The sequence below is a fragment of the Erysipelatoclostridium sp. An15 genome (assembly GCF_002160675.1).
Classification (GTDB): Bacteria; Bacillota_I; Bacilli_A; order Erysipelotrichales; family Coprobacillaceae; genus Thomasclavelia; species Thomasclavelia merdavium.
The window spans coordinates 40,900-64,182 of the sequence record NZ_NFLA01000012.1 but is presented as its reverse complement, the minus strand read 5'-3'; the positions used below and the strand labels follow the sequence as shown (position 1 = coordinate 64,182).

Here is a 23,283-nt window from a genome sequence, read left to right as displayed (position 1 = left end):
ATATAATGATATGGTAAAATATTATAATGATAAGTATCAGTGTGATTATAGATTTTTAAAAGTAGTTTCTAGTATAACGACGATTAAAAATATTAATGAAGGAAATATAAGTGTAAATACAAGGAAAGTTAATAAAAAAGGATATATATATCGAGTTTGTTTGGATGAAAAGCTATCGATGAATTTATTAACAATTGGTGTAGGTAAATTTAATTTTGTAGGAGGTGGGAAAATTGCGATTAAACATAAAAATGAAAGCTGATAATTTAGTTCTACCTCTAGCTTATAAATCAATAATTCAAGGTGTAATCTACAACATGATGGATAAACATGATGAAGGAAGTTTTTATCATGATCAGGGTTATAAAAACCAAGAAAAGACTTATAAGATGTTTGTTTTCAGTGATTTATATGGTAAATACAAGGTTGAAAATAAGCAAATAACTTTCTTTGATGATATAAGGTTATATATTAGTGTACTAGATAAAAAGTTATTTAAAATTATTTATAATTTTTTATTAAATAATGAATATTTATTTTTTAATAATCAAAAAGTCAAGTTGATAGGAATTGATATTATGGATTTGCCACATTTTTGTGGTAATCAAACAATAACAATTAAGACTTTATCACCGATTGTAGCATACACAAGTAAAAATAAATATTTTAAATATTATAGTCCAGGAGACGAAAAATATGAACAATTATTAAAGGATAATATTATTCATAAAATGATAGCGTATAATTATCCAGTTAAATCATGTTGTTTTGAAATAAATAAAATAATTTACCAAAAGAAAAGACTAGTTCATTTTAAAAATACGTTTTATGAAGCTTATCAATGCGAATTAGTTATAACTACTAATTATGATACACTAAAAATTATTTATGATACAGGTCTTTCTGCAAAGGGTTCGTGTGGATTCGGAATGATCGATTATAAAGATGAAAAAAGTATTTTATCTCTATAAAAGTGGTGAACTACAAAGAAAAGATTTTTCATTACTACTCCAAGAAAAAAACGGTAATATCGTATATATACCTATAGAACAAATTAACTTAATTGTATGCTTTGGAGATGTAAATTTAAATAAAAGAGTTTTGGGGTTGTTAAATAATTATTCTGTTAGTATATTATTTTTCAATTATTATGGTGATTACATAGGACGTTTTACACCAAAAAAATATAGTGACAGAAAGATAATTATTAATCAAGTTGATTCGTATCGTAATCATAAAAGATTATATATTGCTAAAAAAATGGTATTTACTGAAGTAAAAAATATCTTATCACTATTAAAATATTACAATAAAAAATATCATTTATTACAACAAATAATAATCAATATAGAAAACGAATTAAATAAGTTAGATACTATCGAATCAGTTGAAAAATTGATGTTGTTAGAAGCAATTATAAAAAAACAATACTATTCATCATTTGATTACATTATTAAAAATCCTAATTTCATATTTAAAAACAGATCTTTTTATCCACCGCTAAATGAAGTTAATGCATTGTTAAGTTATGGATATGCCATATTATATGCAAATATATTATCTGATATTGATAAAAGTCCACTATTACCACAAATAAGTTATATACATAGTTTATCAAAACAAAGCGATTCTTTACAATTCGATATAGCTGATATGCTAAAACCAATATTTATTGATCGATTAATTTTAAGAATGATTAATAAAAATCAAATTAAACCGAATCATTTTGAATATAAGGAAAATGGTGCTTGTTATCTAAATAGGGATGGAATAAAAGTATTTTTATGTGAATATGAAAAACTAATGCAAAAATCAATTAGAATAGGTGGCAGGTATTATTCATATCGAAATATAATTACAAGAGAAGTATATAAATTGTCTAATTATATTGAGGATAAAACAGATGAATATAAACCATATGTAATGGAGTGGTAAAATGTATATTATTTGTACATATGATATAAAAGAAAAAAGATGTCCTAAAGTAATGAAGGTATTAAGAAGGTATATGTTTCATGTTCAAAAATCTGTTTTTGAAGGTGAACTAACTCCAGCAAAATTTAATGAACTTAAAGATAAATTAAATAAAATAATTGAAGCAGATGATAGCATTTTGTTCTATTTTGTTTATGAAAACAAAAAAATAAAAAAAGATTATCTTGGAAAAGAACCAAAGCCAACGAATATTATTATATAATTTATCGACTATCTACATCTTATTAATAAAAAATGGGTTAGTATATTAATAATTTTTATTAGATAGTCGATAAAATTATTAATTTTAATACTTGAATTTATTATAAATACAAAGTATTATGATAATTGATTTAGAATTATTCTAAATTAATACTATTAGTTATTGTTCTTATAAAGGATTAACGCCTAGCATATATTCACTTGATATAATCGTTGTTAAATATTAGTTATTGTTCTTATAAAGGATTAACGCTTTATAAGGGTTTTCGGATAAATACCAATGATTAGTATTAGTTATTGTTCTTATAAAGGATTAACGCTACCCTAATTACTTTTAATTGACCTTTCTTTTCCATTAGTTATTGTTCTTATAAAGGATTAACGCCTTAAATAAGCCTTTAAGAATTTACCAAATTTTTCTATTAGTTATTGTTCTTATAAAGGATTAACGCAATTATTTCTTTTGCTATTCCAATATTTGCTCATTCATTAGTTATTGTTCTTATAAAGGATTAACGCGATATATTACTTCTTTACCTTGATTTAATAACTCATTGCATATTAGTTATTGTTCTTATAAAGGATTAACGCACGTAGATATTCGATTACTTTTTCCGCTTCATTTTCATTAGTTATTGTTCTTATAAAGGATTAACGCTATAAATATAAATTATTAGATATAAAATTATAATAATATTAGTTATTGTTCTTATAAAGGATTAACGCATGTTTGGTTGTAAGTTGAGTTTGGCGGCTGCTTACAAATTAGTTATTGTTCTTATAAAGGATTAACGCTTACTTTTTTCTTTTCTCCCGTTTCAGGATCTTCAATTTCATTAGTTATTGTTCTTATAAAGGATTAACGCGCTTTTGTTTTTCTAATAACATAAAGACCTGTACCTGCATTAGTTATTGTTCTTATAAAGGATTAACGCTTAGCCCCTGCTTAATACTTTTAATCTGTACGTCAGTATTAGTTATTGTTCTTATAAAGGATTAACGCGATGATGATGTAACAGATAAATCAGTATCCATATATTAGTTATTGTTCTTATAAAGGATTAACGCTTAAAAAGTCTTCAAATTTATACATACCTTAACCTATTAGTTATTGTTCTTATAAAGGATTAACGCTAGCTTATCTTCATCAATCTCATACTCTGCGTATTTTTCATTAGTTATTGTTCTTATAAAGGATTAACGCAATGTATATGTTGTTGTCTTTTTCTATTCTTAATTTAACATTAGTTATTATTCTTATAAAGGATTAACGCGGTCATGCGCCTAGGTTTTACCCCACCCCAGCGACTTATATTAGTTATTGTTCTTATAAAGGATTAACGCCTGCGGTGATGGCTGCAGGGATGGTACCGCCATTAGTATTAGTTATTGTTCTTATAAAGGATTAACGCCTATTTGTCTTGTGTAATAATCATTTTGCAAGAATATAAATTAGTTATTGTTCTTATAAAGGATTAACGCCAATTATGTATTCATCTGCGAATATCTTCTGTTTATTAGTTATTGTTCTTATAAAGGATTAACGCAGATAATCTTCTAAAAGTTTTAAACTATTGCTTTTAATTAGTTATTGTTCTTATAAAGGATTAACGCCCGACATCATTTGTCTAACCTGCCGTCCTACCAAAATATTAGTTATTGTTCTTATAAAGGATTAACGCCAAAACCAAATTCATCATCTAGTGCAGCATCAATACATTAGTTATTGTTCTTATAAAGGATTAACGCCCTAAATATACGGCTTCTCTATCATTTTCAGCATCTTATTAGTTATTGTTCTTATAAAGGATTTAAGATTAATTACAATAAAATTTATAAGTTACTATATTTATGAAAATAAATGTAATAAAAAACAGATCATATTTGTAATCTGTTAATATTTAGTATGTTTCGTTGTGTTTTAATAATGATATAATTACATTGTTTTTGGAGGAATTATGAATAATACAATTAAGGAATTATTTGAACGAAAATCAGTGCGTGCTTTTGAAAATAAACCAGTTGAAAATGATAAAAAACAGTTGATTATTGATGCTGCAATTCAAGCACCAACAGCTGGTAATATGACATTATATTCAATTATCGATGTTAGAGATCAGGAAATTAAAGATAAGCTGGCTCAAAGCTGTGATAATCAGCCTTTTATTGCTAAAGCGCCAATAGTATTAATTTTTGTTGCGGATTATCAAAAATGGTATGATGCCTTTAAATATTACCAAAAAGATAATGAAGTTCGTAAGCCTGATACTGGTGATTTTTTACTAGCATATAGTGATGCTTTGATTGCTGCACAAAATGCTGTTGTTGCTGGTGAAAGTATGGGAATTGGCAGCTGTTTTATTGGCGATATTATTGAACAGTATGAATTCCATCGTGATTTGTTTAATTTGCCACGTTATACAGTACCGGTAGCAATGTTAGTTATGGGTTATCCCGCTAAAGGTCAGTTAAAACGGAAAAAGCCGGTTCGTTTTGATTCAAAATATGTAGTAAGTGTTGATCAATATGAACATTTTAATGATGAAAAAATTGCAGCAATGTTTGATGAAAAAGCTAAAAATAGTAATCGTCAAGGTGGCGGACAAGCTATTGTAGATGATATTTATAATCGTAAGTGGACTGATCCATTTATCGAAGAAATGAGCCGCTCGGCTAAATTGTGGATTGAAAGATGGCAGGATAATAAAAAAGAATAGCAGCAATGCTATTCTTTATGCATGTTTAACTCGATCACGTTCTTCAGCGGCTTTAGCGTCATTAAAGCGATCAAGAGTACCAACTAAATAACCAGTAATTCGTCTAATTCGTTCAAAGTTTTGAGGATAGAAAACATAGTCTAAATCAACTTCATCACCATCAATTTTAATCGTTAAAGATTTTAAAGTTTCATCAGGAAATTTGTTTTCTAAATAACTGATATATGCTTTAATTTCTTCTTCGTCCATTGCCCCATTTTTTACAGTAACAGCAACATTATTAATTTCTTCCATTTCCTTTACCCAATATATCCTTTGATATATTTTTCCTTTCACTAGATTTTAATTACCATTAAATCATTTCCATATTTTTACCTTAATAATATTATAATTATTTGTAAAAAAATTACATCTGATATGCACCATTAGCACCAATAATAAATAATCATTAAAACAAGTGTAAACAAAAGAATTAATAAAACTCGATTTACTCGTTTAAACATATATTTCATTAAAACCACCACATAATATTATATGAATTAAACTGGTTCATATTTTATAAATTGAAAATATTTGAAGTTGTTGATATATAAGGCTCTTTTTATTGCAAAACATTAATCAATTTGATAAAATCTTGTAAATACATGAAAAGGAGGGGAATTATGCAGTTACATTTCACTAAAATGGAAGGTATTGGTAATGACTATATATATTTTGATGGAATCAGTCAGGAAATTCCCATGGATAAAGAATTTATTACAAAAATAAGTGATCGCCATTTTGGAATTGGCAGTGATGGGATGATTGTTGTTTTACCATCTGATAAATATGATTTTAAAATGCGAATGTTTAATCGTGATGGCAGTGAAGCAATGATGTGTGGTAATGGAATTCGTTGTTTCGCAAAATTTATATATGATCATCAATTAAGTAATAAACATGTATTAAATATCGAAACCAAAGCTGGACTTAGAGTTGTTGAGTTGCTATTTGATGGTAAAGAATGTATTGGTGCCAAAGTAGATATGGGAAAACCGATAATTAATTGTAAAGATATTCCATGTACTTACCCAAAAGAGCAAATGATCAATGAACCTGTTGAAATAGGTAATCGTGAGTATCATTTAACAAGTATTTCAATGGGTAATCCACATACTGTTACTTTTGTTGATGATTTAGATTCATTAGATTTAAATAAAATCGGACCGGAATTTGAACATCATCAATTATTTCCAGAATCAGTTAATACTGAATTTGTCAAAGTAGTTAATGATAAATATGTTAAAATGCGAGTTTGGGAACGTGGCTCTGGAGAAACAATGGCTTGTGGTACCGGTGCTTGTGCAGTAATGTATGCTTGTTATTTAAATAAGTATACTGGTAAAAAAGTTACTGTTGAATTATTGGGTGGATGTTTGGAAATTGAGTACAATGGTGATACAATTATCATGTCCGGTCCAGCGACTAATGTTTTTACTGGGACAATTGAAATTTAAATGAAGGAGTAAAGAAAAAATGTTAAATAGTGCAGAAGAAATTATTAAATATATTGGTGATGCTAAAAAGCAAACACCTGTGAAAGTTTATTTAAATGGTAAAGATTTACCAGCTACAACTGAATTTAAAATTTTTGGAACACCAGAAAGCAGAGTTTGCATTGGTGATTTAGATGCAATTAAAAAATATATTGAGGAAAATAAAGCTAATATTACTGATTCTTATTTAGAACAAGATCGTCGTAATAGTGCTATTCCTTTATTAGATATGACTAATATTAATGCCCGAATTGAACCAGGATGTTTCATTCGTGAACATGTAACTATTGGTGACAATGCCGTAATTATGATGGGTGCAGTTATTAATATCGGAGCTAAAATTGGTGAAGGAACAATGATTGATATGGGTGCTGTTTTAGGTGGTCGTGTTGAAGTTGGAAAACGCTGCCACGTTGGTGCTGGAACAGTTTTAGCCGGTGTTATTGAACCACCTAGTGCTACACCAGTTATTTTAGAAGATGATGTTTTAATTGGGGCTAATGCTGTTGTTTTAGAAGGAGTTCGTATTGGTAAAGGTGCTGTTGTTGGTGCCGGATCAATTGTTACTGAAGATGTTCCAGCTGGAGCAGTAGTTGTTGGTAATCCAGCTCGAATTGTTAAAGAACAAAAAGATGAAAAAACAGAAAGCAAAACTCAATTAATGGATGATTTAAGAAAAATTTAGGTGATAACAGTGGATCTTTTAAAACAGATTACTAAATGGCGCCGTGATTTACATCAAATTCCTGAATTAGGTTTAGAGGAATTTAAGACGTCACAATATGTAAAAAAAGAATTAGAAAAAATGGGTTACCAGCCAATTTCAGTGTTAGAAACAGGAATTCTAGTTTATCTTGATTGCCATCAAGATAAAACAATTGCTTTTCGTAGCGATATGGATGCTTTAAAAATTACAGAACAGACTAATTGTGAGTTTGCATCTAAGCATCAAGGATATATGCATGCTTGTGGTCATGATGGTCATATGGCAGCATTATTAGGGTTTGCTAAAAAATTATCGCAAGTACCGGCTGATTTTGCTTATAATATCTTATTGATTTTTCAACCAGCAGAAGAAGCACCAGGTGGGGCTAATTTAATCTGCCAGGCTGGAATATTGAAACAGTATAATGTCAAAGCTATCTTTGGTTTACACTTAATGCCAACTATTGAAGCTGGTAAAATTGCTTGTCGTCCTGGTCCTTTAATGGCTCAAAACGGTGAGCTTGATGTAACCGTTACTGGAAAAAGCGCTCATGCTGGATTATATCACTTAGGTGTTGATTCGATTTTGATTGCTAGTCAATTAATTTGTCAGTATCAAAATATTTTAACCCGAGTAATAGCTCCAGTTGAAAGCTGTGTTATTAATATCGGTGAAATAAAGGGTGGTACTGTTAGAAATATTGTTGCTGATCAAACGGTATTTAAAGGTACAGTTAGAACATATAGTGAAACAGTCTTTAAAAAAATTACAGATACAATGCAGGCAATCAACCATGGGATGGAAGAAGCTTATGGCTGCAAAATTGATTTTAGTTGTCCGCCAATGTATCCACCAGTTCTAAATGATTATGATTTATATGCTCAGTTTGTTAAATTGACTGGTGATAATTATGAAGAGTTAAAAGAACCATTAATGTTAGCTGAAGATTTTGCTTTTTATCAACGGGAGATACCAGGTATATTTTTCTATGTTGGAACTAAAACAGAACGCTATAATAGTGGTTTGCATACAGAAACTTTTAATTTTGATGAAGAAGTTCTTTTACAGGCAGTTGAGTTATATTATCAAATTGCCTGCAAGATAAAATTGGGGGAATAAAAATGAATTATTATGATAGAGCAAATAATGCTTTTATGAATGCTTATGGTCGTTATGATGTTACTTTCGATCATGGTCAAGGGGTATATTTATATGACACTAATGGAAAAGAATATTTAGATTTTTATTCTGGAATTGGTGTTAATTCATTAGGACATAATCATCCTGTCTATTGTGAAGCTTTAACAAAACAAGTACATCGTTTAATGCATATTTCTAATTATTTTAATAGTGTTGAAACAATTGAAGCTGCTGAAGCTGTTGTTAAAGCAACAAAATTAAATCAGGTATTCTTTACAAATAGTGGGACTGAAGCAACTGAAGGAGCTTTAAAATTAGCGAGAAAGTATTACTATGAAAAACATGGTAAAGCGGATAGTGAAATTATTAGTTTAAAACATTCATTCCATGGTCGTTCTACTGGTTCAGTAACATTAACAGGTAATCCAAATTATCAAACTGCATTTGGACCATTGATTGCTGGGGTTAAATATGGTGAAATTAATGATTTAGAATCAGTAAAAAAATTAATTACGCCAAGAACTGCTGCTATCATTGTTGAACCGGTTCAAGGTGAAGGTGGTGTTTATGTTTGTACTAAAGAATTCTTAACTGGAATCAGAGAATTATGTGATGAACATGACATTGTTATGATCTTAGATGAAGTTCAATGTGGTATGGGTAGAACGGGAACGATCATGACTTATTTCCAATATGATTTATTACCAGATATTGTTTGTTTAGCTAAAGGAATTGGAGCAGGTTTTCCAATGGGAGCTTTTGTAGCTAACAAAAAAGTTGGTTCTGCAATGAAACCAGGTGATCATGGTTCTACATATGGTGGTAATCCAATGGCTGGACAAGCATGTCGTACTGTTTTTAAAATTATTGAAGAAGAAAAACTATTAGATCATGTTCAAGAAATTAGTAAATATCTACATGAACAATTAGACAAATTAGTTGCTAAGTATGATTTTATTAAAGAAAAACGTGGTTTAGGTTTAATGATCGGTTTAGAATTTGATCATCCAGTAAAACCTTATATTCAAAAAATGCTTGATAAAGGGTTGATCATGGTTACTGCAGGAACTAATGTAATTAGAATGCTGCCACCATTTATTATCAATAAAGATGATGTTGATAAAATGATCAATATTTTAACTGAAACAATTGATGAAATTAACGCTTAATGGGCATCCTGAAAAGGATGCTTTTTTGTTTGTTCAATACTTTAAAAGATATATAAAAAAAATGAATATTGATGCCTTTAGTTATAAAGTGGTTATTTTTAATTGATTTAATGGGCATAATAAAAAAAACGCCCAGGCAATTAAATTATCCACTTTATTTTTTATTATATAATTAATTATAACTGGAGGGAACATCATGGTTAGTAAGGATATTTTGCAGGTGAAAACTTTGGGAAAATTATCAATTACTGATGGACGTGTGGCTTTTCCACAAGAAAAAAGACGGAGCATTCAGGTGGAACTGTTAATCATTTACCTGATATTAAACCGTAATTATACAATAAATAATCAGCAGTTAATTGATTTTTTATGGCCTGAGGGTAATTCTGATAAACCGGAGGGGGCTTTACGAAACCTGGTCTATCGAGCTAGAAAAGAATTTAAAAAACTGTTTAATGGTATGGATGTAATTAAATCTAAGGGACATAGCTATTTTTGGAATCAAGATGTTTGTTGTATCGTAGATTATGAAGATGTTATCTTAATTTCTAATCAGATTATTAAAGAGAGTGATGTGTTTCATAAATATAATTTATGCATAGAGATGCTTAATCGTTATCAAGGAGAATTTTTACCAGATTTTAATTATAATGACTGGATCATTCAAAGTAATAATTCATTAGAAAGAAATTGTTTAGAAAGTTTGTTAGCGACTTTAAAGCAGCTGACAGAAAATAATATCTACGAAGAAATAATCAGGATTTGTGATCATCCTAATTGTCAAAAAATAATGGATACAAGAATATACGAATATAAGTTATATGCTTATTACAAAACTAAAAAGATTGATCAGGCAATTCAGTTTTATCGACAAACCGTTGACTATTACTATAGTAAGTTTGGTGTTGAAGTATCTACTAAATTTAAAGAAATATATAAGATGATCATTGATTCATCTTCAGTTTCTCAAGTAAATGTCGATCAGCTAGAAAAAACTTTAGTTGTTGATAATAGTAGTGAACAAACATTTTATTGCGATTTTGATATTTTTAAAAATATTTATCAAATAAATGTTCGTTTTGCAAGAAGAACAATGAAAGCTAGAGTACTAGCGTTGTTAACGATTGTTGATCAAAGTAATAGCTTAAGTGAAAAAGAATTAATTCAAGAAGCTGATATTTTAAAAAAAGTAATTGCCAATAATTTACGTAAAAATGATGTCTTTTCTAAATTTAATATGACCCAATATTCGCTTATTTTAGCAGTTCCTAATGTTGAAGGAGCCCAGGTGGCAATTGATCGAATTATTAATCGCTTTAATGAAAAGAAAAAACATCATGAGATTTTTTTAAATTGTGAATTGAAAAAAATAAGGTAGGGAGGAGTTTATGATGGATAAATTTAAAAGATTGTTTAATAAAGCTAAATGGCTAAAAAAAGCCGGCATTTTAACTTTAGTATTGACAATGCTACTTACATTGTTCAACAATGGTGTCTTAATTAAAGCAGATGATAATGTAAATGCCAATATTAATTTTACATCACAGATTGTTGAACAAATAAATGGTTCCTATGTTTCAATCAGTGATGTTCAATCTGGAAAATCATTTTTTTTAGCGATTGGTTATACAATTTCAGCTAGTGGAGAAACTTCAAGATACACTAATTGTACGTTATCGATAACGTTACCATCCTATGTATCTTTTAGTGGTCAAACAAGCGATATTCAAGGAACTGCTTTTGATGAAATAAATTATAATATTAATTTTGAAGGAACGCCTTATGAAGAGCGAACCTTAACGATTACAGCTGATGAACTAGTTCCTGGACAGACTGGAACATTATATCTGCAAATGAGTTTTGATAATTTAAAAACTCCTGATGGTAGTGTAGCTAATTTCACCGGAATGACATTAACAGGTTCAGTTGTAGCTGGCGATTCTAGTCCTAATTTTAATGAAATATTAGTACCTGAAGCAACAGTTATCGCTACTGCTAGTCAGGATTGGACTGTAAGTAAAGATGTCGCTAAACAAAACAATAATGATTATTCGATTGAAACAATCAATGGTAAAAAATACTATAGTGTTGATTATCGGATAACTGCAGCACCAGGAAAGAATATTAGCGATATTGGTAATAATTATGGCCGTTTAAATTGTACTTTCGTCGATGAACAAGGAAATAAAGCTGACGGTTTTATGCTGGTAGATACACTACCAGTGGCTCCAGTAGCTAATGGGGGAGCTTATAATATTGAAGTATATGCCGGTACAACAAAATCATCTGAAAATATGCTTCAAGAAGGTGAAGATTATGAATTAGTATTAAATGGTGATGGTTCTGTTAAAGCCATTAGGATCAAATATGTAAGTACGTATAGTGATATTAAAAATGACTATACAACTGCTTATGTCCCTGATGATGCTCATGTTTTAACAACTTATACAATTAATGCTAATTATGATTATAATGCTTATCGAGTATTACCAGTTGACGAAGATAAAATACCTTATCTATTGGATAATAAAGCAGAAATTAAATATTTGCCAGTAGGTGAAAGTACTTATAAAACAACTAATGATAATGCTTCAGTTAATGTTGGCTGGATTGATGAAAATGCCCCAGTTACAAATTTAACGATTACTAAGTATTTGACAGTTAAAGGTGGTACTAGTCTTGGTTTAGATGAAAAATTTGTTTTTGACCAGGATAAACAGGATCTATATTATCGTTATAGTGATTCTAAAATTGAATTTGGTTTATATAGCGATCAAGAATGTACTATTCCGGCTGTTGATTTTAATGGAAATACTGTTGGTAATAGTGTTGCTTTAAATAAAGATGGTCAGGTTATTTTTGAAAATATGACCGAAGGAATTTATTATTTAAAAGAAACTACTGGTGATTTACCAATTACTAGTAAAGAAGTATCTAAAATAGAAATAAAAAATGAAAATAATCAGGCTGTTGTTTATTTTGAAGGTGAAAAAGTAAATGATGGTAAAATTGAAGTCAATAATGAAAATAGTGATAACGGCTATGGTTATGTAGCTTTCAATAAAGTTGGAACAAGTGCTACAAGTAGTACTTCAGGACCATTAGAAGGGGTAAAATTTAAATTAACTAATAAAAATGATACAAATAAAGTTTATGAAACTTATTCTAATGAAGATGGGTTAGTATTATTTGAAGGAATTCCAGCTGGTGAATATTTAGTAGAAGAAGATTTTACAAGTGGTGAATATGATCAGCCAGCAACAATAAAGTGGGATGTTAGTGTTAAAGCAAATCAGGTTAATTATCCTGATGGTATGACTAGAGATGATCAAGGAATGCCATATGTTGTAAATAGTTCTTCTAAAGGAAAGTTAATTATTTACAAAGTTGATCAAAATGATAATTCTAAAAAATTATCAGGTGCTATCTTTAATGTTTATGGACCATTTGCAAGTGAAAAAGAAGCTAATGAAGCCATAAGTAATAATAGTCTAGGTCAAAGTTTTTCATTAGAGGGTAATAGTGAATCTAATGCTTTAGAAAAAGGTTATTATGTTTATAAAGAAGTCAGTGCTCCTGAAGGTTATAAACTAGATAATAATTTTTATACAGTTCAAGTTAAAACCCAGACTTTGAATAAAGTAACAATGGAAAATGAACAATTAGGAAAACTAAGACTTCTAAAAAAAGGTGCACTAGTAAATGAAAACGTAAATCTAGAAATTAATTTAGCTGGGGCAAAATTTCATATTTATACTAATAAAAATACAAGTGATGATTCTCTTGTAAAAGATGAAAATGGCAATCCAGTTGTTATTGAATCAATCGAAACAATTAATAGTGAATACAATTCAAATGAAATCAGTTTACCAGCTGGAACATATTATTTAAAAGAATTTGCGGTTCCTGATGGTTATCAATTAAAACAAGAAGTGACTGAAGTTGAAGTATTAGCTGGTAAAACAACAACTCAAAAAATTATCAATCAAACTGATCGGTTTGGATATTTACAAGTACAAAAAGTAGATTCTAAAACTAATCAGCCTATTAGTGGGGTTTCTTTTGATTTATACAATAGTAATAATGAATTAATTGAAACAATTACAACTAATGCTTTAGGTGTTGGTCAAAGTAGTTTTCTAGTAGCAGGAAGCTATTATTTAGTTGAAAAAGATGGTTCAAGTTTAAAAGATTATGTCGTTAAAACTGAACACATTGATTTTACTTTACAAAATAATCAGGTAACTGATCTCATAGTTGCTAATGATCACTATGTTAATTATCAATTACAAAAAGTTTCATCATTAAATGAACAAACAAAATTAAATGGGGCTATATTTACTTTATATGATAGTGATGGAACAACAGTCTTGAAAGAAAATATTACTAGTGATGAAAATGGATATATCACGTTTGTACAATTACAACCAGGTAAAACATATTATTATCAAGAAACTAAAGCACCTGATGGTTATACTTTAAATAGTGAAAAAGTTAAATTTGTTGCACCTGATGTTAATCGAACTGATGATAATTATAGTTTTGATGGTGGTAAGATAACGAATGTCCCTCAAGGACAATTTACAATTACTAAAACACAATTTGAACTTGATAGTTCTTCACCGACACCGGCAAGTAGAAATTTTGCATATTTTCCAGTTTTAACTACTGATGTTGAAGCAGATAGTAACGTAGCAAAAGCAAATGGGACTTATAATACATTAACAACTAATGAAACAACTGGAATGGCTACTTCAAAAAAACTTGATGCTGGAAAATACTGGGTAGTAGAATTAGATATCGGTTTACAGTGGGAAGTTGAAGGTGGTAATAATAAACAAATCACCGTTGAAGCTGGTAGACTTGCAACAAGTGTTGGAAATAATACTAATATTGATTTTGTCAATAAATTAACTATGGGTAAAGTGGCCATTAAGAAAGTAAGCTCTATCGATAAAAATATAGCTGTTAAAGCAACATTTAATGTGTATAAAAAAGTATTAGATAATAATCATGATTATCAAAATGATCAAGTTATTACAACTCTTACATCAAGTAGTGATGGTAAAGAAGTAGTAAGTGAATATTTACAACCAGGAGATTATGTATTAGTCGAAACTAGCGTAACTGGTGATTATGTTTTAGATAGTACTTATCATGACTTTACAATTACAGCTGGTAAAACTAATCGCGATTTTGTAAATGATCCACTAACCAATGTTCCTCAAAGTACTATTGGTATTAAAAAGATTGCAACATGGAAAGACAGTGCTAATGGTGATATTATTGAACCGTTAGCTGGAATTAAGTTTAATATTTATAAAGCAATTGAAGTAAATAAAGACTTTGAAGGAGCCATAAAACAAGGTGATAAATATTATTATAAAGATGGTTTACCAGTTACAAGTATCGTTAGTGGTGAAGATGTTGTTTATTCTTCTAAATTAGAGCCGGGTTATTACTATGTTGAAGAAGAATTAACGGACTCACAAAAACAGGATTATCAAACAGATGTACCACAGGTTGTCCATTTACAAGCTGGTAAAACTGAAAAATTGACATTTAATAATACACCATTAAAAGGTAAGATCAAAGTTACTAAAGTTAGTAATGTTGATAATAAAACTAGATTAAATGGGGCAGATTTTGACATCTATTATGTTGTTGATGAAGGTACGCCAGGAGCAACTTTAGTAAAAGCATTTGATGGCAAAGATTATCGGGACTGTTATGTAGTTGATAGTGGTTTATCTTCAAACATTGTTTCTGGAAGTGCTATTGTTTATGATGAAAAAGGTAATGGCAGTCAAGAAGAAGGAATTGGTTTTTCACAATTTATTGAAGATGGAAAAGAAGTTGTCCTACAAGAAATAAAAGCACCACAATACTATGGCATGGTTCATGAATGGTATTATGTTGGAAAAATTGAAAAACAAAAAATTAGTGATATTACAATTACTAATTATCCATTAACATATCCTGTAGGGGATAAATATGATGGTGCTGATAAACGAATTGATGGGGCAGTAATTGGATTATTTAGCAGCAATAAAGGCGCAGTTAAATTTAACCAATTATCTACTGATGACCAGAATCAAGTCATTAATGATAAAAATGAGTGGACCAAATATGATTTATTACAAACAGCTATAAGTACTAAAGAAAGAGGTTTCCAATTTATCGATATTGATGCCACTCAAACATATTATGTCTTAGAGTTAAAAGCACCGGAAAACTATAATCGTGATGATACTATTTATAAAGCAACAGTTGAATTAAGTGGGGATGCTTATATTTTAAAAGATGAAAATGGTCAAAAATTAAGTATTCGTAATTATCATTTTCAACAAATCTGGGTCAAAAAAGTATTAGACTTTGCAGGTGAAAAAACAAATTTAGATGGTATTAACTTTAATGTTTATCCCGCAAATATAGTTGATAAAGATACCGATGGAGCAATAGAAGTTTATGATAAAACTGATGATGTCTATAGATATGTAACATTAGGTAATAAAGTAGATACTTATACAACTGGAACTATCTCTCAAGGTAAAGATAACGGTACTTTTATTACAACAACTTTACCAGCAGGATTATATGTTATTGAAGAAGTTACTGATGATTTACCAGAGGGAATTACTGCTCCAAAAGTTATTAGATATGCTGTTCATTTAGAGACAGATAAAAATAATAAGGATTTATATAGTGATAATGTTAATTCTACAAATAACATTGTTAATACGACTACTTATGGAAAATTAGCTTTAAATAAAGTAGCTAGTGATAATAGTAATGATTACATTAAAGCGACATTTAATATTTACCAAAAAGATCAGGATAATGATTATAGCGATAATCAGGTAGTTACAACCATTACAACAACAGGAACTAAAGATCCAATCTTATCAGATTTTTTAAAACCTGGTGATTATGTTTTAGTAGAAACAAGTGTTGAAGATGGTTATGTATTAAATAGTGAACCAATTGAATTTAAAATTGATTCTAATAAAGTAACTGGATTAATTAAAAGTTATGATAGCATTGACGATGCTAAAAAAGATCCGTTAATTGTTAAAAATGTTCCTAAAGGAAATATTAATGGATTAGTTAAAAAAGGAACTTATTTAAAAGATGGTCAAAAGGTTGTTGAAACTTTAAAAGATGTTAATTTTGAAGTATATCATTATCAAATTGAAAACGGAACTTTAAAATTAGATAATCCAATAGCTACAGCTAAATCTAATAGTAATGGTGAATTAGTCTTTTATCAAAATGGTACTAATGTTTCTAATAAAAAATGGTTAGAAGCTGGAACTTATGTATTGAAAGAGACAACTGTTGGTTTAGATAATGAAAATAATGGTTTTGTATCTAATAGTTATTTAGGTAAGTTTGAAATTGAAGCTGGTAAAACAACTAATGATGTTATTGAAATTGATCAAAATGGAAAGGAAACTGGTAGTAAAACAGCAATAATTTCTAATGATTCAGTTTATGGTCAAATTTTAATTACTAAAGTGGATCATTATGTTCGAGATCAAAAATTAGCTGGTGTTTCTTTTGATGTTTTTGATAGCAGTGGTAAAAAAGTAGATACGATAACTACTAATAAAGATGGTAATGCTTTAACAAAACTATTACCAGAAGGAAAGTACACAGTTAAAGAAGTAAATAGTCTTTATGGATATTTTATAAATGATACTGAATATATTTATGAAGTTAAAGGCTTAAAGGTTACATCAAAGGATAGTAATGGCAGTGAAGTTATTACCAATACTATGGCTCAAAGTATTCAAGTAGATAAAGTTGATAGTGTTACTGGTAAGAAAATTACTAATTTAAATGGGGCTGTCTTTAGTCTTTGGGATAGTGTGGTCAATGGTAATAAATTAGCACAAATAACTTGTGATAGTAATAGTCAGGAAATTATTTTTACTGGATTGTTACCAAATACTAAATATTATCTTCAAGAAGATAATGCTCCTGATGGTTATATTGTTACTAATAGTAACAGAATTGAAATAACGACAACTAATAATGGTGAAAAAGGTAATCCAGTTAAAGTGGTTTATGAATTAGAAAATGAGCCATTAGGAAGTTTAAAAATTGAAAAAGTATCAAAATGGACGATTTATGATAGTAATAATACTCAAAATTATCCATTAGCTAATGCAGAGTTTACATTGTATCAAGATGTAAATAATGATAGTGCAATTGATGGTAATGATATTTTAATTGGTGTAAAAACTAGTGATGAAAAAGGAATAGTAACATTTGAAGGATTAAAAGCTGGTAAGTATTTGTTCTATGAAAGCAAGGTACCAGATGATTTTAAAGGTGATAGTAAAGTCTATGAAGTTACTATTGAAAAAGGAAAAGAAAATAGTGTTTATACTGGTAAACAGGCAATTGTAAATACTGCTAATAAAGGAAGATTTAGTTTTACTAAGACTGCTCCTGATAAAACTCCACTTGTAGGGGCAACCTTCCAATTACAAAAAGAAGAAAATGGTTCTTATAATAATTATTTACCAGAATTTACAGTAACTAATGTAAATGGTGAATTTTTATCAGATATATTAGATCCTGGTAATTATCGATTGGTAGAAACTAAAGCACCACAGAACTTTGAAATAATGACACCTATTGATTTTGTAATTGAAGCTGGCGAAGTTACATTTGTAACTAGTGCAGGTAAAGATAGTGTTGTAAATCAGGCTTTGGGAACAATTAGTGTTACAAAATATGATGATCATAGTTTATATATTGGTGATGAAAATGCTGTTTTAGCTGGAGTCGAATTTGGTTTATACAGTGTAGATGGTAAGTTGATTGCAAGCAAATTAACAGATAGCAATGGAAAAATTACTTGGCAGGATGTAGCTGCTGGTGATTATTATGTTCAGGAAATAACACCTTTACCTGGTTATAAGCTTGATACAACTAAATATAATGTAACTGTTAAAGCTAACCAAAGTGAAGTTATTGATTATTTAGTAGAAGGTACTGATGGTAAAAAAGGAACTATTATTAATACTTCAACAATGGGAAGATTAGTCATTAAAAAAGTTGATGATGATACTAATAAAGGTCTTGAAGGGGCTGTATTTAAGATTAGTAAAGTTAATGATGGTACTTTTGTGCCAATTGAATTAACTACTAATAAACAAGGTATAGCTGTAAGTGACTTATTACCAGCTAGTAAAGATGGTAGTGAGTATTTGATTACTGAAATTAAAGCTCCTGATGGTTACAGTCTTGATGAAAAATATCATCAAATTGAAAAGACTGTTAAAGTATATCCAATTCAAGATGAAGAATTAATCAATTCTAAAGATAATACAGAAAATATTAATCTGGTAACTTTTAAAAATTATGCTAAGACAAATATTATGGATATTAATCCTAAAATTGAAAAATACATCATTGATAATCAACAATTAATAAGTGATAAAAGTGTAGATACCCCTTTACTAGATAGCAGTGATCAAGAAAGCTTTGCGATAAGAAATTTTGCTCAAGGTGAAAATGATGTACCTGTTTCAACGGTTGAAGTTGAAGATAGTAAGATGTCTTTATATTATGTTGATGAAAATAATGATTATGTGGTAACCAATCCTAATGATCCTTATACGATTGATTCAGTGACGATTTATCATGCAAACGATAAGGATGAAAATAATATTAAAGCTCAAGTTTATTATATGATGGCTGATTCATCAAAGTGGCAAACTAATGATAGTTTAATTGTTAATGTTCCAGGAAAAGATCAAAGTATTAAAATACCATTGGATAATGTAAAAGCTACTAAAGTTAAAGTGGTATATTTTGTTGAAAATGGTTTGATTAGTGAAGGATTTACTAGTGATGGTATTGATCTAGATGTTACTATTAATAAACGTCAATCTGATGCAACCGCTAATGAAATTCGTCGCGTTTCAAATCAGGCAAAAGTTATCTATAACTATACTTATAAAGACGAAAGTGGTATCAGTCAAAATGGTATCGTTGAAAAAGCTAGTGATTTAGTTAATGTTTATTATCCGTTAAATGAAACTGGTTTACCACAAGTTTCTTTAGGAATAGTTGCTGGTCAAGAAAATAAAATATATCAGCCAGGTGATTCTATTGAAAGTACGATCACGGTAGTTAATAAAAGTGATAGTAGTGATGATGATCCTGATAAAACAATTATTCAGCCAATTATTAGTTTTGATTTACCACTAGCAATGACATTAAACACTGACACTTATCCAATTGATGATTTTAGTGGTGAAATGACTAATTTCCAAGTAGTTGTTTATAATAGTGAAGATGCTAGTGATGGAATGGTTTTAACTCCGGAACAATATAGTGTTGTTTATAGCGTAGTTGAAGCACGTATTTTCCAAAATGGTCAATTAGAAGGTACTGGTAAAGAAACAAGAAAAGTAACTATTTTATTAGATGATGAATTTGAATTTAAACCTGGTATGAAAATAACTGTTAAATATACCGGAACAACATCGATTAATGATACAAGCACGTCATTATATGCTCCAGCTTATTTTACAAGTGGAAAAATAACTGCTTTATCAATAGAAAATCCTTATGGGAATGCTTTTACTGTTGAAAGCAGTACCGGAAGTAATTATAACGCTTTAGTTAACGATAAAACATTAGACACAATTACTGGTCGTGATGAAATTGATAATACTGGAGAAGGTTTAAAATATCCAAATAGTGTCGGTATCATTACTATTAATGAAACTAACTATTTATCAATTCATAAACAAGTTAAAGGAATTTATAACGATGAATATTTAAATTACAACCAAATTGCTTCTACTGCACCTGGTGAAGATTTAGATTATCAGATCACTTTTAAAAACGGTGGTGACGATGAACACTCAGATCGAGCAATAAGTAAAGCAAGAGTAGTAGATATTTTACCATTTAATGGTGATTCACTAGTAAACCGTACTGATGACAATTATACAGCTCGTTCAACAACTTTAGAAAAAGCACCATTATTAAATTACGTTGATGTCTTAAATGAAAATGTTCAATACACTTTATATTATTGTGTTGGTGATGATATTGATAGTAAATTTGATGAATGGAAAGAAGAAGCTAGAACTAAATATAGCGCTAAAGAAGAATTACCAATTGTTTATAATAACAAATGGTCTGATAGTGATTGGAGCAGTGGTAGTCATCAATGGATAAAAGCTAGTGAGTATCATGGTGATTTGAGTTTAGTTAGTGCTTTTGCAATTGAATTTGATTTTTCACAAGATTTATTAGAACCGGGTGAAACAATTACTATTCATGTCAAAATGACTGCTCCTGAATATGGAACTGATCAAATCGATGAAATAAGCAATAAATTAATGGCTAATTCAGCTTTGATAGCTGTTTTAAGAAACGGTAGTGAAGAAGTCTTATCAACTGATATTACTGAAAACCGTGAAGTAAAAGCTCAATTATCGTTACCAAAAGGTACGATTGGTGATTTTGCCTGGTATGATATTAATCGTAATGGACTTCAAGATCAAAGTGATGTTCCAGTTCAAGGTTTAAAAGTAACTTTACACAAATATGTAACAACATATGATAAAGATGGTAAGTTACAACGTCAGGAAATCTTTGATGATGATAACTTTACGACAATTACTGATAGTTCTGGTCGTTATGAGTTTACAAATCAAGATTGTAATGTTTTAAAGAGTGGCAAAACCGATAATACATCAACTGATCCAAATGATTATGTTGGTGATCGTTATTTTGAATATCGAGTAGAGTTTGCGATTCCAGAAGACGAATCATCTTATACCTATGTACCAACATTGCCATATGTAAAAGATCAAAATGGTAATTTACAACCAGAAATAGATTCTAATATTGGTGCTGATAGTACTAAAGATAATTATTGTTTCACTGAATATTTTGCTCTTAATGCAACTAAATTAGGTGATGCCAGTCTAGCTGGTGATACTGATTTAAGTTTAGATGCTGGTTTTGTTGCCAATGGTTCATTAGGTGATTATGTCTGGTTTGATGCTAATAAAAATGGTATCCAGGATCCAGATGAAAGTGGTGTTGCTGGTGTAACAGTTAGATTATATCAAGCTAATGAAAATGGTGAGATTATTAATAGTCAAGCATTAAAAACAACAAAAACCGATCATTTAGGTTATTATCTATTTGAAGATCTAACAGCTGGTTATTATATTATTGAATTTGATATTGACGGTGTTGTTCCATCATATGGAAGTGGTTATTTAGATCGTTATTATTTTACTGGCAATAATCTTAGTGATGATGAAAACTTTGATTCTAATCCGATAATTACGATTGATAATCAAGATACGCTGGTCGCTAAAACAGGATTAATTGAATTAGAATATCATGATAGTGATATGTCTATTGATGCTGGATTAACAGTATATAGTGCTATTTCAGGTAGTGTTTTTGAAGACCGGGATTACTCAGATACTAAAAATTATCTTAATGAAAATGGAGATCCAGTAGACCAGATATTAAAAGAAGGAACAATTGTTCAATTATATCAAGTAGATGAAGAATTTGATATTATCAATGAATTACCGCTTGAAAATCAATTGATTAGTGAAGTAGTTGTTGGTAGTGATGGTAAATATCATTTTGAACAATTAGATGCTGGTTACTATGTTGTAAAATTTATCTTCCCTAACGGTTATAGTTTAGTATCTGGTGATGTAGGTACTAATGATACGATTGATAGTGATGTCGTAAATCAAATTGTAACTGAAAATAATCAGGTTAGTGGTTATAGCGATGTTATTCAAGTAGGATTAAATGAACATGTTACAAATATTGACGGTGGTACTAGATTATATAGTTCATTAGGTGATTATATCTTTATGGATAATAATGCTAATGGTATTCAAGATCAAGGTGATACCCCAGTTTCTAAAATAAATGTCTACTTGTTTAGACGTGAAAACGAAAATGCTCAATGGCAATATTATCGTCAAAGCGTTAGTGATGAAAATGGTTTATACTTATTTGAAAATTTGGAAAGTTCAACCTATACAGGCATCCAGTATCGAGTAATTTTCGATTTAGGAATTACAACTAAAGTAACTATTCCATATGCTAGTGATGATCAAGGTGAAGATTCTAACGCATTAAGTCAATATATTCCTGGCTTTGGTTATCCTAGTGATCCAATTGATTTAAAATATAACACGATTGATTTATCATGGGATGCTGGTATCGTTCAATCAACTGGTGCTATTGGAGATTATGTTTTCTATGATAGTAATGTCAATGGCATCCAGGATGAAGAAAATACGGGAATTAGTAATATTAAAGTAGTTTTAGAAGCTAATAATGATGATATTACTAATGAAAATGATTGGCAGGAAGTAGCTACAACTTATACTAATAGCCAAGGATATTATATCTTTAATAACTTAAAAGAAGGTTATTATCGAGTAAAATTTGAAGTATTGGATAACTATAATGTAACATTATCAACTCAAGGTGAAGATAGTGCTATAGATAGTGATGGAATTTATGCAAATGATGATATCTGGTATTATACTCGTTCATTCTATCTTGATCAGGATGGTTATGATATGACATGGGACTTAGGTGTCTATGATCCAGATGTTACTACTACAACTATTACTCAGTATAATGGCAGTCAGCCTACTGGTGATAATATTAACCTTTCAAAATATTTTGTTTTAGCTCTAGGATCAATAGCGGCGTTAGTAACAACCTATTTTGGTAGAAATAAGAAAAAAAGAATAGTTGAAAGTAAGTAATTTTAAGAGGCGAGTAAAAACATC

The 23,283-nt window shown here is 29.4% G+C and carries 12 protein-coding genes and 1 CRISPR repeat array; of the genes, 11 read left to right on the top strand and 1 reads right to left on the bottom strand.

What is annotated here, in order from left to right; translation table 11 throughout:
• From B5E92_RS15490 to B5E92_RS05850, 5 genes are all read left to right on the top strand, one after another.
• A partial coding sequence (locus B5E92_RS15490) for a hypothetical protein (RefSeq protein ID WP_158095198.1) occupies window positions 1-262 on the top strand: 262 nt, incomplete at its 5' end.
• Complete coding sequence (gene cas6 / locus B5E92_RS05865) at window positions 234-971, top strand: CRISPR-associated endoribonuclease Cas6 (protein WP_143357570.1); 738 nt, start codon at window positions 234-236, stop codon at window positions 969-971. The genes B5E92_RS15490 and cas6, both read left to right, overlap by 29 nt.
• The gene (gene cas1 / locus B5E92_RS05860; RefSeq protein ID WP_087300127.1) at window positions 946-1,935 is read left to right on the top strand and encodes a CRISPR-associated endonuclease Cas1; all 990 of its coding nucleotides are present in this window, start codon (window positions 946-948) and stop codon (window positions 1,933-1,935) included. Before cas6 ends, cas1 begins: the two co-directional genes overlap by 26 nt.
• Before the next feature lies 1 nt (window position 1,936).
• Complete coding sequence (gene cas2, locus B5E92_RS05855) at window positions 1,937-2,197, top strand: CRISPR-associated endonuclease Cas2 (protein WP_087300125.1); 261 nt, start codon at window positions 1,937-1,939, stop codon at window positions 2,195-2,197.
• Between the two features lie 154 nt (window positions 2,198-2,351).
• Window positions 2,352-4,013: direct repeats of the CRISPR family, unit length 31 nt; unit sequence ATTAGTTATTGTTCTTATAAAGGATTAACGC.
• A gap of 141 nt (window positions 4,014-4,154) precedes the next feature.
• Complete coding sequence (locus B5E92_RS05850) at window positions 4,155-4,913, top strand: nitroreductase family protein (RefSeq protein WP_087300123.1); 759 nt, start codon at window positions 4,155-4,157, stop codon at window positions 4,911-4,913.
• 15 nt (window positions 4,914-4,928) lie between these two features.
• Here the strand turns inward: B5E92_RS05850 and nrdD are convergent, their stop codons facing one another.
• On the bottom strand, window positions 4,929-5,207 hold the full coding sequence (gene nrdD / locus B5E92_RS05845) for an anaerobic ribonucleoside-triphosphate reductase (protein WP_087300121.1): 279 nt from the start codon (window positions 5,205-5,207) through the stop codon (window positions 4,929-4,931).
• A gap of 368 nt (window positions 5,208-5,575) precedes the next feature.
• Between nrdD and dapF the strand changes: the two genes are divergently transcribed.
• From dapF to B5E92_RS05815, 6 genes are all read left to right on the top strand, one after another.
• Window positions 5,576-6,409: a diaminopimelate epimerase gene (gene dapF, locus B5E92_RS05840; protein WP_087300119.1), complete on the top strand. Its 834-nt coding sequence runs from the start codon at window positions 5,576-5,578 to the stop codon at window positions 6,407-6,409.
• Window positions 6,410-6,428: 19 nt separating this feature from the next.
• Window positions 6,429-7,133, top strand: a complete 705-nt coding sequence (dapD, locus tag B5E92_RS05835; RefSeq protein ID WP_087300117.1) for a 2,3,4,5-tetrahydropyridine-2,6-dicarboxylate N-acetyltransferase — start codon at window positions 6,429-6,431, stop codon at window positions 7,131-7,133.
• A gap of 9 nt (window positions 7,134-7,142) precedes the next feature.
• Window positions 7,143-8,273: a M20 family metallopeptidase gene (locus tag B5E92_RS05830; RefSeq protein WP_087300115.1), complete on the top strand. Its 1,131-nt coding sequence runs from the start codon at window positions 7,143-7,145 to the stop codon at window positions 8,271-8,273.
• 2 nt (window positions 8,274-8,275) lie between these two features.
• Entirely contained in the window at window positions 8,276-9,463 is a 1,188-nt protein-coding gene (locus B5E92_RS05825) for an aspartate aminotransferase family protein (RefSeq protein ID WP_087300113.1), read from the top strand.
• Window positions 9,464-9,659: 196 nt separating this feature from the next.
• Complete coding sequence (locus B5E92_RS05820) at window positions 9,660-10,841, top strand: BTAD domain-containing putative transcriptional regulator (protein WP_087300111.1); 1,182 nt, start codon at window positions 9,660-9,662, stop codon at window positions 10,839-10,841.
• Between the two features lie 13 nt (window positions 10,842-10,854).
• On the top strand, window positions 10,855-23,259 hold the full coding sequence (locus B5E92_RS05815; protein WP_087300109.1) for a SpaA isopeptide-forming pilin-related protein: 12,405 nt from the start codon (window positions 10,855-10,857) through the stop codon (window positions 23,257-23,259).
• The last annotated feature ends 24 nt before the right edge of the window (window positions 23,260-23,283 follow it).

Coding starts and splice junctions, on each gene's coding strand:
- cas2 (WP_087300125.1), top strand. CDS start 1,937: ATGTATATTATTTGTACATATGATATAAAAGAAAAAAGATGTCCTAAA.
- nrdD (WP_087300121.1), bottom strand. CDS start 5,207: ATGGAAGAAATTAATAATGTTGCTGTTACTGTAAAAAATGGGGCAATG.
- cas1 (WP_087300127.1), top strand. CDS start 946: ATGAAAAAAGTATTTTATCTCTATAAAAGTGGTGAACTACAAAGAAAA.
- dapF (WP_087300119.1), top strand. CDS start 5,576: ATGCAGTTACATTTCACTAAAATGGAAGGTATTGGTAATGACTATATA.
- B5E92_RS05815 (WP_087300109.1), top strand. CDS start 10,855: ATGGATAAATTTAAAAGATTGTTTAATAAAGCTAAATGGCTAAAAAAA.
- B5E92_RS05850 (WP_087300123.1), top strand. CDS start 4,155: ATGAATAATACAATTAAGGAATTATTTGAACGAAAATCAGTGCGTGCT.
- B5E92_RS05820 (WP_087300111.1), top strand. CDS start 9,660: ATGGTTAGTAAGGATATTTTGCAGGTGAAAACTTTGGGAAAATTATCA.
- dapD (WP_087300117.1), top strand. CDS start 6,429: ATGTTAAATAGTGCAGAAGAAATTATTAAATATATTGGTGATGCTAAA.
- B5E92_RS05825 (WP_087300113.1), top strand. CDS start 8,276: ATGAATTATTATGATAGAGCAAATAATGCTTTTATGAATGCTTATGGT.